Raw genomic sequence first — 12,300 nt, 5'->3', positions numbered from 1 at the left:
AAGGGTCAGGCGTCCCGGGGGTCGTGACCCGCCTCGGCCGCAGCCTGCACCGCGTGGCCGCCGAACTGGTTGCGCATCGCGGCGACGGCCTGCATGGCCGGCGACTCGTCCTGGCGCGAGGTGAAGCGGGCGAACAGCGAGGCGGCGATGGTGTGCATCGGCACGGCGTTGTCGATCGCGGCCTCGACGGTCCAGCGTCCCTCGCCGGAGTCCTCGGCGTAGCCGCGGATCTTGGACAGGCCGGGATCCTCCTCGAGCGCCTTGACCAGCAGGTCGAGCAGCCACGAGCGGACGACGGTGCCCTCGCGCCACGAGTCGAAGACGGCCGTGACGTTGTCGACCATGTCGACCTTCTCGAGCAGCTCGTAGCCCTCGGCGTAGGCCTGCATCATCGCGTACTCGATGCCGTTGTGGACCATCTTGGAGAAGTGTCCGGCGCCGACGCGGCCCGCGTGGACGAAGCCCGACTCGCCCTCGGGGCGCAGGGCGTCGAACGCCGGCTGCACCTTCGCGATGTCGTCTGCGCTGCCGCCGGCCATGAGCGCGTAGCCGTTCTCGAGTCCCCAGACGCCGCCGCTCACGCCGCAGTCGATGTAGCCGATGCTCTTCTCGGCCGCGAGGGCCGCGTGCTTCTCGTCGTCGGTCCAGCGGGAGTTGCCGCCGTCGACGATGACGTCGCCCGCGTCGAGCAGGTCGATGAGCTCCTCGACCGTCGACCGGGTGATGTCACCGGCCGGGACCATGACCCACACGACCTTGGGCGAGGGCAGCTGGTCGACGAGCTCGGCGAGCGATCCGACGTCGGAGACGTCGGGGTTGCGGTCGTAGCCGACGACGGTCACCCCGCCGTTGCGCATGCGCGTGCGCATGTTGCCGCCCATCTTGCCCAGTCCGACGAGTCCGATGTCCATGGAGCGCTCCCTGCGATCGATGTCAGCTCTGCAGGCGGACCGGCATGATCAGGTAGCGGAACGCGACGTCTGGGTCGGCCCCGATCTCCTGGACACCCGAGATCGCCGCAGGCTTGGTGTGTTGGGTGAAGGACAGGTGCACGACCGGGTCGGACATGACCGCGAGTCCCTCGAGAAGGTAGGTGGGGTTGAAGCCGATCGAGATGTCGGCGCCGTTGATCGTCGCCTCGATCGACTCCGAGGCCTGGGCCTCGTCGCCGCTGCCCGCCTCGAGCAGCAGCTGCCCCTCGGAGAACGTCAGACGGACCGGGGTGTTGCGCTCGGCGACCAGGGCCACGCGCTTGACCGAGTCGACGAAGGCCTGGGTCTCGACGTAGGCGACGGTCTCGGCTGCCGCCTGGAACAGCTGGCGGACCCGCGGGAAGTCGCCCTCGAGCAGACGCGTGGTGGTGCGACGGGTGCCGTTGCCGACGACGCCCTCGAAGCCGATGAGCCCGTCGCCCGACTCGCCGGACGACACCGCGATCGTGACGTCGCCGCCTCCGGTGAGCGACCGGGCAGTCTCGTTGAGCACACGCGCCGGCACGAGGGCGTTGGCCGAGAGGTCGCTCGCCTCGGGGTACCACTGCAGGTCGCGCAGGCTCGCCCGGAAGCGGTCGGTCGCCATGAGCGAGATCGTCGATCCCTCGAGCTCGAGGCGGACGCCGGTCAGCAGCGGCAGCATCTCGTCGCGGCCCGCGGCGGCGCTGGCCTGGGCGACGGCGGTGGAGAAGTCCTCGGACTTGACCGTTCCGGACGCGGTCGGCATTTCCGGCAGCTGCGGGTACTCCTCGACCGGCATGGTCTGCAGGCTGAAGCGGGCGCTGCCGCACACGACCTGCACCTTGGTGCCCTCGAGCGACACATCGACCGGCTTGGCCGGCAGGGACTTGACGATCTCGGCGAGCAGACGGCCCGAGACGAGTGCTCGTCCGTCGGCGCTGACCTCTGCGGGCAGCGTCGCGCGGGTGGAGGTCTCGTAGTCGAAGCCGGAGAGGGTGAGTCCGTCGGCCGCCGTCTCGATCAGGAGTCCGGCGAGGACCGGGACGCTTGGACGGTTGGGCAGGCTTCGCGCGGTCCACGCGACAGCGTCGGTGAGGGTGTCGCGCTCGATGCGGAACTTCACGTGTTGGTGCCTTTCCGAGGACGGGAGCCGTCGTGATGAATCCTGCCACGGCAGGAGTGGCGTGAGGTAGCCAGGGGAAGCTCGTATCTCGTCGTCCACACACAGGGACGGATGTGACTTCCGCTGGAGTTTTCGAAGTATAGAAGAGTAGTAGTCGTAGTAGCGTCTGTGGATTCGGTGGACAACCGCGGTTCGTGCTCTGCCGCCGGTGAAAGTGTCGGTGGACAAGCTGTGCGGCGCGGGCCGGTGAAACTACACGTTCTTGTGGACCGGCTCTGCCCGTTCACATCGTGTTCACACCGTGGCGGCCGATGTCCACGTGACGGGTGTGGTTTCCCACAGTGTCGTCCCCAGGTGTGAATGGCCTGATGTGGCCATCCACGGGTCATGACTGACGTGCCTGCTGCTTGATGCGAGCGGTCAGCTCGGTGACCTGGTTGTAGACGGCGTGCTTCTCGGCCATGAGCTTGCGGATCTTGCGGTCGGCGTGCATCACCGTGGTGTGGTCGCGGTTGCCGAACTCCTGGCCGATCTTGGGCAGCGACATGTCGGTGAGCTCGCGGCACAGGTACATCGCGATCTGGCGGGCGAGGACCAGGTTGCGGCTGCGGTTGGTGCTGCACAGGTCGTCGATCGAGAACTCGGAGTAGGCCGCGGTCTGCGCCATGATCATGCCGGCCGTGATATCGGGCTCCTCGCCCTCGGCGATGAGGTCCTTGAGCACGATCTGCGCCAGCTGCAGGTCGACCGTCGTGCCGTTGAGGTTGGCGAACGCAGTGGCGCGGATCAGCGCACCCTCGAGCTCACGGATGTTGGTCTGCACCTTGCTCGCGATGAACTCGAGCACGTCGGCCGGAGCGGTGAGCTTCTCGTTGGCCGCCTTCTTGCGCAGGATCGCGATGCGGGTCTCGAGGTCAGGCGGCTGGACGTCGGTCGTCAGGCCCCACTCGAAGCGGTTGCGCAGCCGGTCCTCGAGCGTCGTGAGGTTCTTGGGGGGACGGTCCGACGTCATCACGATCTGCTTGTTCTCGTTGTGCAGCGCGTTGAACGTGTGGAAGAACTCCGTCTGCGTCGACTCCTTGCCCTCCAAGAACTGGATGTCGTCGACCAGGAGGACGTCGATCTCGCGGTACTTGCGCTTCAACGCCGCAGTCCGGTTCTCACGGATCGCGTTGATGACGTCGTTGGTGAACTCCTCGCTGTTGACGTAGCGGACGCGCGAGGAGGGATAGAGGTTGAGGACGTAGTGGCCGATGGCGTGGAGCAGGTGGGTCTTGCCCAGTCCCGACTCGCCGTGGATGACCAACGGGTTGTAGGCCTTGCCCGGCGCCTCGGCGACGGCGACGGCAGCGGCGTGCGCGAAGCGGTTGGAGGAGCCGATGACGAAGTTCTCGAACAGGTAGCGCGGGTTGAGCCGCGCCTCGGCGACGGTGCCGATGCGGGGCGGGCTGGTCTTGCGCTCGGCCCAGCTCGGCACGAACTCGTCGCGGTCGTCGTCCTCGTCGTCGTCGAGATCGCTGTCCTGGCTGTAGGTGTCCTGCCCGTACGACACAGGTCCCTTTGTCGACATGTCGTCTTGTTGACTCAACATCGCGTCGGCGAGGCCGGGCTCGATCGTGACGACCAGCCGGGTCTCCTGCTGCAGCGCCATGCTGATCGCGTGCTCGAGCGCAGGCCGCACGCGCGACTCCAGCTGCGCTCGGGTGAGGTCGTCCTGCACCGCCACGATCAAGATGTTGTTGTGCAGCGTCAGCGGCTTGGCCGAGTAGACCCAGACCTTCGCGCCGGGCGAGAGGGTGTCGACCGCCCGCTGCCAGATCTCCGCGAGGTGTTCCTCTGGGCTGGCTTCCAGGCCGTCACTCATCCAATGCCTCCCGACACGTCCCTGCATCTCAATTGTTCACAGCGTTTTCCACATGGTGTGAATGCGAACTCGAGAGTTGAGGCAGCCTTGTGGAAAAGTCAATACCGCGGTGACGCTAGCAGCGTTGCGAGAGGCATACAAGCGAAATTCCCCAGCCCGCGACCACTGCTGCGGCGTGTCGTCTGGACCTCAGGTCCGTGGAGGCGTAGGAGGGTCAGTTTGACCGCCGTGTGGCACCCCCGTACCGTTGCCTAGTCGTCCCAGAACGACTTCTGCCGCGTGCCCATGACACGAGTCTTCGTGCTCGTGGGCGAGCGGTGGCCGTCGACCGGCCGATCCGAGAACCGTGAGACTTCGTCACTTAAGGACAGCATCGTGAGCAAGCGTACTTTTCAGCCGAACAACCGTCGTCGCGCCAAGAAGCACGGCTTCCGCCTCCGCATGCGCACCCGCGCCGGCCGCGCGATCCTCGCGGACCGCCGCCGCAAGGGTCGCGCCAAGCTGTCAGCCTGATCCGTTGCTCGCGCGCAGTCAACGCATGCGCAGCGGGCAGGATTTCCGGCACACGATTCGTCGTGGTGCCAAAGGTGCACAGCCCACGGTCGTCACCCACGTCCTGCTCAGATCACGCGTTCCGGGAACCGGCGGGCACACGTCCGTCGGTTTCGTCGTGAGCAAGGCGGTCGGCGGGGCGGTGGAGCGCAACCGCGTGAAGCGGCAGCTGCGACACCTGATGCGCGATCGGCTGAGCGCCCTGCCCGACGGTTCACGCGTCGTGGTCAGGGCGCTTCCTGCGTCCCACGGGGCTGACTCGGCGACGCTGGCCGCCCACCTCGACGCAGCCCTGGCCCGCGCGGGTGTGCGGTGAAGACCGTCCTGATCTGGTTGCTGAAGGCGTATCGCTTCGCCATCAGCCCGTTGTACGGCCAGGTGTGCCGCTACCACCCGACCTGTTCGGCCTACGCTTTGCAGGCCGTGGAGACTCATGGTGCGCTGCGCGGGACCTGGCTCGCTGGTCGTCGCGTGCTGCGATGCCACCCTTGGAGCGCGGGCGGCTACGACCCGGTTCCGCAGTCACCGACACGTGATAAGCACAGAGGAGAACAATGTTCGGCTTCCTAGGCGACATCGGCGGCGCCATCATGACGCCGCTGTACTACGCCGTCTCAGGCATCCTGCTGGTCTGGCACCGCATCTTCGCGACCGTGCTGCCCGAGGACTCGGGCTGGACGTGGGGTCTGTCCATCGTCGGCCTGACCGTGACGATCCGTACGCTGCTGATCCCGCTGTTCGTCAAGCAGATCAAGTCGAGCCGCAACATGCAGCTGCTCCAGCCGCAGATCAAGGCGCTGCAGCAGAAGTACAAGCACGACCGTGAGCGCCTGACCCAGGAGCAGATGAAGCTCTGGAAGGAGACGGGCACCAACCCGTTCGCCTCGTGCCTCCCGCTGATCCTGCAGATGCCGATCTTCTTCGCGCTGTTCCGCGTGATCGACCAGGCCGCCAAGAACGGTGCCGAGGGCGCACGCGGCTTCCTCGACGGTGGTGATGCCGAGTCGCTCAAGAACGCCGTGCTCCTGGGCGCGCGGATCGCCGACACGTTCGTCAGCAGCAGCGACATCGAGACCAAGATCATCACGATGTCGCTCGTCGTGATCATGTGCATCACGCAGTTCACGACGCAGCGCCAGCTGATGAGCAAGAACATGCCGGCCGACGCCATGACGGGTCAGTACGCGCAGCAGCAGAAGATGCTGCTCTACATCCTCCCGGTGGTGTTCGCCGTGGGCGGCGTGGCGTTCCCGCTCGGTGTGCTCTTCTACTGGACCACGTCGAACTTCTGGACCATGGGTCAGCAGTTCTACGTCATCCGCAACAACCCTGCACCCGGCACACCGGCGTTCAAGGCCAAGCAGGATCGCGACAAGAAGCACGGCAAGACCGTCACGGAGGATCCACTGAAGGCCGTCGAGGTGGAGCAGCCCAAGCCCGCTCCCCGCGCCCAGCCCAAGAACCAGCCGCGGGCGCAGCGCAAGAAGGCCGTCCCGGCCAAGCCGGCTCCCAAGCAGCGCGGTGGACAGAAGACCTCGCCGCAGCAGCCGAAGAAGAAGCCGGACATCACCGCCAAGAACCCTGAGAAGACCGCGAACCCCCCGAAGGATGGGAACTCATGAGTGACGCATCGAAGCTCGAGAACGAGGGCGACATCGCCGCTGACTTCCTGGAAGGGCTGCTCGACATCGCCGACCTCGACGGCGACATCGACATGGACGTCGACGGCGACCGCGCCGCAGTGGCCGTCGTCGGTGGCAACCTCGACCACCTCGTGGGGCGCGACGGCGAGGTGCTCGACGCACTGCAGGAGCTGACGCGTCTGGCGGTCTACCGCGAGACGGGTGAGCGTAGCCGCCTCATGCTCGACGTCGCGGGCTACCGCGCGGCGCGCAAGGCCGAGCTCGTGGGCATCGCCGGTGAGGCGATCGCCAAGGTGCAGGCCGGTGAGGCTTCGGTCTCACTCGACCCGATGAACCCGTTCGAGCGCAAGGTCGTGCACGACGCCGTCGCCGCTGCCGGCCTGGCCAGCTCGTCGGACGGTGCAGAGCCTCATCGGTACGTCGTGGTGCACGGCGCCGGCGCCGACGAGGCTGGGGAGTAGTACTGCCGATGTCGGAGACCCCCGATGTTTCACGTGAAACACCCCCGCCGCACGCGGCGGGGGTGTTCGCTTCTCGCCTCCCGCTCGCCGAGCAGTACGCCGAGATCCTGGCCACCGATGGTGTGGTCCGAGGTCTGATCGGGCCGCGTGAGGTTCCCCGGATCTGGGACCGGCACGTCATGAACTCGGCTGTCGTGGTTCCGCGTCTGGGCGATGGTGTGACGGTGGCTGACGTCGGCACGGGGGCGGGACTCCCCGGACTCGTGTGGGCCATCGCTCGCCCCGACATCCACATGACGCTCATCGAGCCACTGCTGCGCCGGACCAGCTTCCTCGAGGAGGTCGTCGAGACGTTGGGACTCGACAACGTCGACGTGCTGCGATCGAGGGCCGAGGACGTCCACCAGACCTATGACGTCGTGACGGCACGCGCGGTCGCCGGCCTCGACAAGCTGGGCCGCTGGTGCATGCCGTTGGTCCGCCCGGGGGGAGTGCTGCTGGCCATGAAGGGCCGCTCGGCCGCTGACGAGGTGTCGGCAGCGACCGCGACCCTCCATCGCCTCGGGGCGACCTCTATCGTGGTGACGTCGTACGACAACGGGGACGTTCCGACGACCGTCGTCGAGATCACCAAGTGAGCATGTTTCACGTGAAACAGCTTCCTTCGAGACCACCACGCACCCGAGTCCAAGGGGACAGCATGAGCGAACAGCCCGAACGGCGGCCGACCGCGCCGACGGCGGCCTCCGCCTACAGCGTGCCGGTGCCGTCGAACGACGACTCCACCCCGCTCGCCGCCGCTGCCCAGGAGCACGTGTCGCTCCTGCAGCGTGCCACCGCCGTGTCGCGCTTCGATCGCCCGCAGCACACGCGGGTGTTCGTCGTCGCCAACCAGAAGGGTGGAGTCGGCAAGACCACGACCACCGTCAACGTCGCTGCGGCGCTCGCGATCAAGGGCCTGCGAGTCCTCGTGGTCGACCTCGATCCGCAGGGCAATGCGTCGACCGCCCTCAACATCCCCCACAGCGAGGGGACACCGGGGGTGTACGAGGCGATCGTGGACGGCACAGATCTGGACGAGCTGGTGAAGCCGTGCCCGGACATCGCCGGGCTCACGGTGCTGCCGGCGTCGATCGACCTCGCCGGTGCCGAGATCGAGCTGGTGTCGTTGGTCGCCCGGGAGTCGCGGCTCGACCGCGCCCTGCAGGCGTACCTCAAGGACTGTGAGCAGGCGGGCGACCGCATCGACTACGTGCTGATCGACTGTCCGCCGTCGTTGGGTCTGCTGACCGTCAACGCGATGGTCGCCGGTCGCGAGGTCCTCATCCCGATCCAGTGCGAGTACTACGCGCTGGAGGGTCTGGGCCAGCTGGTCCGCAACATCGAGCTCATCCGGGCGCACCTCAACCCGAAGCTCGAGATCACGACGATCCTGCTGACGATGTACGACGCGCGCACACGGCTGTCGGCCGGAGTCGCGGACGAGGTCCGCAACCACTTCACCGACAAGGTCATCGGCACGGCGATACCGAGGTCGGTGCGCATCTCGGAGGCGCCCAGCTATCAGCAGTCCGTCATCACCTACGACAGCACGTCCTCGGGGGCGCTGTCCTACCTGGAGGCCGCCCGCGAGATCGCGATGGCCGGCGCCGTCACCACAGAGGGGGAGTCACGATGAGCACACGCCGCGGACTGGGGCGTGGGCTCGAGTCCCTCATCCCGTCGAGCACGGCCGACGCCGAGGCGTCGGGCCTCAAGGAGATCGAGGGTGCTCGGTTTGCCGAGATCCCGCTCGACCAGATCGTCGCCAACCCTCGGCAGCCACGCCAGGTGTTCGACGAGGACCACATGGCCGAGCTGGTCCACTCCATCAAGGAGGTGGGCCTGCTCCAGCCGGTCGTCGTGCGCGAGGTCGCCAAGGACCGCTACGAGCTCATCATGGGCGAGCGGCGTTGGCGCGCCAGCGGCAAGGCGGGTCTCGAGACCATCGGCGCCATCGTCCGCGACACGTCCGACGAGGACCTGCTGCGTGACGCCCTGCTGGAGAACCTGCACCGCTCACAGCTCAACCCGCTGGAAGAGGCGTCGGCCTACCAGCAGCTGCTCGAGGACTTCGGCTGCACGCACGAGGAGCTGGCCGACCGGATCGGCCGGTCACGTCCGCAGATCAGCAACACCCTGCGGCTGCTCAAGCTCACGCCGACGGTGCAGCGCCGCGTCGCCGCCGGGGTGCTCTCGGCCGGGCATGCCCGTGCCCTGGTGAGCGTCGCCAACCCCGAGATCCAGGATCGCCTCGCCACCCGGGTCGTCGCCGAGGGACTGTCCGTGCGGGCCCTGGAGGAGATCGTCACGGTCGGCCCCGACGCCGCCAAGCGGACCCAGACCCGCCAGACCCCCAAGGTCTCCGCACCTCGGCTGGCCGATCTGGCCGCCCGCCTGTCGGAGCGATACGACACCCGCGTGAAGGTCGACCTCGGTCGCTCGAAGGGCAAAATCACCGTGGAGTTCGCGACGCTTGAGGACCTCGAGCGCATCATCGAGATGATGGACCCGAAGAAGCCATGAAGCAATTTGTCGATAAATTGGCATATTGACATGGAGAAGCCCGGCTCACCGTGTGGTGGCCGGGCTTCTTCGTGCAGCGGTGCGAGCTAGGCGGTGTGCTCCTCGAGCTCGTTGAGGATCGCGCTCTTGGGGCGGACGCCCACGATGGAGCGGACGACCTCGCCCTTGTAATACAGGTTCATCGTCGGCAGGCCGGTCACCCGGTACTGCGCGGGAGTGACGGGGTTGGCGTCGGCGTCCATCTTGAGGATCGTGAGCTTCTCGCCCTTCTCGGTGGCGATCTCCTCCAGGATGGGGGCGAGCTGGCGGCACGGGGCGCACCAGCTGGCCCAGAAGTCGACGAGAACCGGTCCGTCGGCGTTGAGCACGAGCTGCTCGAAGTCGGCGTCGGTGACGGCGGCGAGTGTGGATTCGGCCATGAGTTGCTCCTTGGGTCTGTGGTCAGTTCAACAGGTGTGCGTACGGGTTATTCCACAAGCGCCGCGGACGGCGCAGGCTGTCCGGCGTCGTCGAGATCGGCGAGGTAGCGCTCGGCGTCGAGGGCCGCGGCGCAGCCGGTGCCGGCAGCGGTGATGGCCTGGCGGTAGGTGTGGTCGACCAGGTCGCCAGCGGCGAAGACGCCGGTGAGGTTGGTCGCGGTCGAGCCGGGCTGGACCAGGACGTAGCCCTCGTCGTCGAGGTCGACCTGGCCGGTCAGCAGCTCCGAGCGGGGGTCGTGGCCGATCGCGATGAACAGGCCCGTTGCGTCGAGGCGGCGGGTCTCACCGGTGACGGTGTCGCGCAGGACGAGGGCCTCGAGCTTGTCGGTGCCGACGATCTCGGCGACCTCGGAGTTCCAGGCGAACTCGATCTTCTCGTTGGCCAGGGCGCGGTCCTGCATGATCTTGGAGCCGCGCAGCTCGTCGCGGCGGTGCACGATCGTGACCTTGGTCGCGAAGCGGGTGAGGAACGTGGCCTCCTCGAGGGCGGAGTCGCCACCGCCGACGACGACGATGTTCTGCTCGCGGAAGAAGAAGCCGTCGCACGTCGCGCACCACGAGACGCCGTGTCCGGACAGGCGGTCCTCGCCGTCGACGCCGAGCTTGCGGTAGCCCGAGCCCATCGCGAGGATGACGGCCTTGGCCGAGTAGGTGCTGCCGTCGCCGAGGGTCACGGTCTTGATGTCACCGGACAGGTCGACCGAGGTGACGTCGTCGGTGACCAGCTCAGCGCCGAACCGCTCGGCCTGGGCACGGAGCTTGTCCATGAGGTCGGGGCCCATGATGCCGTCGGGGTAGCCGGGGAAGTTCTCGACGTCGGTGGTGTTCATCAAGGCGCCACCGGCGGTGACCGAGCCCTCGAACACGAGCGGCTCGAGGTTGGCGCGTGCGGCGTAGATCGCCGAGGTGTAGCCGGACGGGCCGGAACCGATGATGATGACGTTGCGGACGGTGTCGCTCATGCCGAACCTTCTGGTCGAGGGGCTTCTTGGCGGGGTCTATGTCTCAACTCATCCTAGGCGCTGCGCATTCCCCGGACACCGCGAGACGCCGGTCAGGATCGGCCCCTGACCACCACGTCCTGGATCTCTCCGCGGAACTCGCCCGGACCGATCTCCGGCAGCGACGTCAGCCACACCACGACGTAGCGCGTGACGGTGTCGGCCGGCAGCGAGATGCTCGCGTCGGAGGCGGCACCCTCGAGGGTCGCGACCTGCGTCAGGCCGCTGCGCGAGCGTGGGGTGCGCCGCATCTCGTCGCCGGCGACGAAGACGGCGAGGTCGGTCGGGTCGCCGGCCAGACGCAGGCGCAGCGACGTCACCTCACGCACCCCGCCGAGGTCGAGGACGACGCCCACGCCGTCCTTGAGGCCCCCGAGCTCGGGACTGCCGAGATAGGTCGACGTGCGCCACCCCGTCGCCGGGTCACCATCGATCACCAGCGGCGTGAGCTCGCGGTTCTCGCGTCCGTCCTCGCCCTGGGGGTCGAAGTCGATGACCCGCTGGACGGGCAGGATCCGCACCGGCGACGAGGAGTCGATCGGGTCGGACGAGGGCGTCGCGGATCGGCTGCCCAGGAACGCCAGCAGCGACAGGATCAGCAGGGTGCCGACGACGCCGAGCAGCACGAGTCCTCGATCGCCCTTGGCGGCGCGCCTGGCGCGGGCGCGTCCGCGCTCGAAGGTCGTCGGCGGGGCCGGCTCGTAGGCCTTGGGGCGACGTCGAGGCGGCTCGAGGCCGGGCGGCGGGCCCCCGGGGACGATGACGGGGTCGAGACGCAGCAGGTCGGGCGACGAGAGCCCGGCGAGGCTCGGCTGGTCGTCCGTGAGGTCGTCGTCCTCGCCCGACAGGCGCAGCGTGCGCGCGATGTCGGCGGCCTTGCGCAGGGGCGTCGCGTGGTGGCGGGGAGGGGTGCCGAGGATGCGGTCGGCGATGGTGTCGACGTCGCGCGACACACCGGCACGGACCTGACGGGGACGCAGCAGCCGGCCGTGCTCGGTGGGTGCGGCGCGCAGGCCGTCGACGTGCGCTCCGGGCCAACGGCTCGTCAGGCAGGCGTAGAGCAGCTTGCCGAGGGCCTGCACGTCGAGCTGCTCGTACTCCTGCAGCTCCGCGAGGGTGTCCTGGCGGCCGACGGGTGCCAGCGCCGTCGCGACACCGAGACCCACGACCCGGACCGCGCCGGACTGCTTGAGGAGCACCTGGTGGGGGGTCAGGCGCCGGTGATAGACGCCGTGCTCGTGCGCGTGGGCCAGTGCCTCGGCCACCTCGGCCACGACCGTGGCGGCGCGCCGGTTGGGCAGGGACGACTGGGCGAGCAGCTGGTCGAGCGGGAAGGCCCGCGCCCACTCCCGGACGACGAGGTGGTGGCCCTGCTCGTCCTGGATCAGGTCGAGCACCCGCAGGAACCGCGGGTCGGTGACGGCCGTCGACTCACGGGCCGCGTCGAGGAAGTGGTGCGCGCGAGGGTCGGAGCTCGAGAGCATCTCGATCCCGACGTTGCGGTTGAGGATCTTGTCGTGGGCGCGCCAGGTGCTCGAGCCGAGCTTCTCGGTCACGAGGTCCTGCAGCTCGTAGCGGCGGGCGAGCACGTCCCCGGAGGCCAACGGTCTCCGCTCGCTCATGCCTTCACCTCGTCCAGCTCCCGATCCCCGTGCTGGT

Annotated in this window: 14 protein-coding genes; 8 read left to right on the top strand and 6 right to left on the bottom strand. The window is 68.0% G+C overall.

Annotated features, from left to right (window positions below; genetic code table 11):
• Positions 1-5 precede the first annotated feature (5 nt).
• From gnd to dnaA, 3 genes are all read right to left on the bottom strand, one after another.
• The gene (gnd, locus tag HQK15_RS04145) at positions 6-911 is read right to left on the bottom strand and encodes a phosphogluconate dehydrogenase (NAD(+)-dependent, decarboxylating) (RefSeq protein ID WP_173490138.1); all 906 of its coding nucleotides are present in this window, start codon (positions 909-911) and stop codon (positions 6-8) included.
• Positions 912-933: 22 nt separating this feature from the next.
• Entirely contained in the window at positions 934-2,076 is a 1,143-nt protein-coding gene (gene dnaN / locus HQK15_RS04140) for a DNA polymerase III subunit beta (protein WP_173490137.1), read from the bottom strand.
• Between the two features lie 385 nt (positions 2,077-2,461).
• Positions 2,462-3,940, bottom strand: a complete 1,479-nt coding sequence (gene dnaA / locus HQK15_RS04135) for a chromosomal replication initiator protein DnaA (protein ID WP_173490136.1) — start codon at positions 3,938-3,940, stop codon at positions 2,462-2,464.
• 375 nt (positions 3,941-4,315) lie between these two features.
• Here dnaA and rpmH point away from each other — a divergent pair, with 375 nt between their 5' ends.
• The 8 genes from rpmH (at position 4,316) to HQK15_RS04095 (ending at position 9,161) form a co-directional block, all read left to right on the top strand.
• Entirely contained in the window at positions 4,316-4,453 is a 138-nt protein-coding gene (gene rpmH / locus HQK15_RS18415; RefSeq protein WP_056210619.1) for a 50S ribosomal protein L34, read from the top strand.
• 4 nt (positions 4,454-4,457) lie between these two features.
• The gene (rnpA, locus tag HQK15_RS04125; RefSeq protein ID WP_173490135.1) at positions 4,458-4,808 is read left to right on the top strand and encodes a ribonuclease P protein component; all 351 of its coding nucleotides are present in this window, start codon (positions 4,458-4,460) and stop codon (positions 4,806-4,808) included.
• Positions 4,805-5,062 (top strand): membrane protein insertion efficiency factor YidD, encoded by a 258-nt coding sequence (gene yidD / locus HQK15_RS04120; RefSeq protein WP_173490134.1) that lies wholly within the window; start codon positions 4,805-4,807, stop codon positions 5,060-5,062. The genes rnpA and yidD overlap by 4 nt, the downstream gene beginning before the upstream one ends.
• Positions 5,047-6,114: a membrane protein insertase YidC gene (gene yidC, locus HQK15_RS04115; protein ID WP_173490133.1), complete on the top strand. Its 1,068-nt coding sequence runs from the start codon at positions 5,047-5,049 to the stop codon at positions 6,112-6,114. The genes yidD and yidC overlap by 16 nt, the downstream gene beginning before the upstream one ends.
• Positions 6,111-6,596 carry a Jag family protein gene (locus tag HQK15_RS04110; RefSeq protein ID WP_173490132.1) on the top strand — a complete coding sequence of 162 codons (486 nt, stop codon included), beginning with the start codon at positions 6,111-6,113 and terminating at the stop codon, positions 6,594-6,596. The genes yidC and HQK15_RS04110 overlap by 4 nt, the downstream gene beginning before the upstream one ends.
• A gap of 62 nt (positions 6,597-6,658) precedes the next feature.
• A complete protein-coding gene (gene rsmG / locus HQK15_RS04105; RefSeq protein WP_367649056.1) occupies positions 6,659-7,234 on the top strand; it encodes a 16S rRNA (guanine(527)-N(7))-methyltransferase RsmG in 576 nt (191 codons plus the stop codon).
• Positions 7,235-7,296: 62 nt separating this feature from the next.
• Positions 7,297-8,274 carry a ParA family protein gene (locus tag HQK15_RS04100; protein WP_173490130.1) on the top strand — a complete coding sequence of 326 codons (978 nt, stop codon included), beginning with the start codon at positions 7,297-7,299 and terminating at the stop codon, positions 8,272-8,274.
• Entirely contained in the window at positions 8,271-9,161 is an 891-nt protein-coding gene (locus HQK15_RS04095) for a ParB/RepB/Spo0J family partition protein (protein WP_173490129.1), read from the top strand. Before HQK15_RS04100 ends, HQK15_RS04095 begins: the two co-directional genes overlap by 4 nt.
• A gap of 86 nt (positions 9,162-9,247) precedes the next feature.
• Here HQK15_RS04095 and trxA read toward each other — a convergent pair whose 3' ends face one another.
• The 3 genes from trxA to HQK15_RS04080 form a co-directional block, all read right to left on the bottom strand.
• The gene (gene trxA, locus HQK15_RS04090; protein ID WP_173490128.1) at positions 9,248-9,580 is read right to left on the bottom strand and encodes a thioredoxin; all 333 of its coding nucleotides are present in this window, start codon (positions 9,578-9,580) and stop codon (positions 9,248-9,250) included.
• Between the two features lie 47 nt (positions 9,581-9,627).
• Positions 9,628-10,602, bottom strand: a complete 975-nt coding sequence (gene trxB, locus HQK15_RS04085) for a thioredoxin-disulfide reductase (RefSeq protein WP_173490127.1) — start codon at positions 10,600-10,602, stop codon at positions 9,628-9,630.
• Between the two features lie 92 nt (positions 10,603-10,694).
• On the bottom strand, positions 10,695-12,263 hold the full coding sequence (locus HQK15_RS04080; protein WP_173490126.1) for a protein kinase family protein: 1,569 nt from the start codon (positions 12,261-12,263) through the stop codon (positions 10,695-10,697).
• Positions 12,264-12,300 lie beyond the last annotated feature (37 nt).

This window comes from Aeromicrobium stalagmiti (genome assembly GCF_013283745.1).
Taxonomy (GTDB): Bacteria; Actinomycetota; Actinomycetes; order Propionibacteriales; family Nocardioidaceae; genus Aeromicrobium; species Aeromicrobium stalagmiti.
This window is presented reverse-complemented; position numbering and strand designations above follow the sequence as displayed.

Excerpts from the sequence above, each read along its gene's own strand:
- gnd (WP_173490138.1), bottom strand. The coding sequence starts at position 911 with ATGGACATCGGACTCGTCGGACTGGGCAAGATGGGCGGCAACATGCGC.
- dnaA (WP_173490136.1), bottom strand. The coding sequence starts at position 3,940 with ATGAGTGACGGCCTGGAAGCCAGCCCAGAGGAACACCTCGCGGAGATC.
- yidC (WP_173490133.1), top strand. The coding sequence starts at position 5,047 with ATGTTCGGCTTCCTAGGCGACATCGGCGGCGCCATCATGACGCCGCTG.
- HQK15_RS04110 (WP_173490132.1), top strand. The coding sequence starts at position 6,111 with ATGAGTGACGCATCGAAGCTCGAGAACGAGGGCGACATCGCCGCTGAC.
- HQK15_RS04100 (WP_173490130.1), top strand. The coding sequence starts at position 7,297 with ATGAGCGAACAGCCCGAACGGCGGCCGACCGCGCCGACGGCGGCCTCC.
- HQK15_RS04095 (WP_173490129.1), top strand. The coding sequence starts at position 8,271 with ATGAGCACACGCCGCGGACTGGGGCGTGGGCTCGAGTCCCTCATCCCG.
- trxA (WP_173490128.1), bottom strand. The coding sequence starts at position 9,580 with ATGGCCGAATCCACACTCGCCGCCGTCACCGACGCCGACTTCGAGCAG.
- trxB (WP_173490127.1), bottom strand. The coding sequence starts at position 10,602 with ATGAGCGACACCGTCCGCAACGTCATCATCATCGGTTCCGGCCCGTCC.
- HQK15_RS04080 (WP_173490126.1), bottom strand. The coding sequence starts at position 12,263 with ATGAGCGAGCGGAGACCGTTGGCCTCCGGGGACGTGCTCGCCCGCCGC.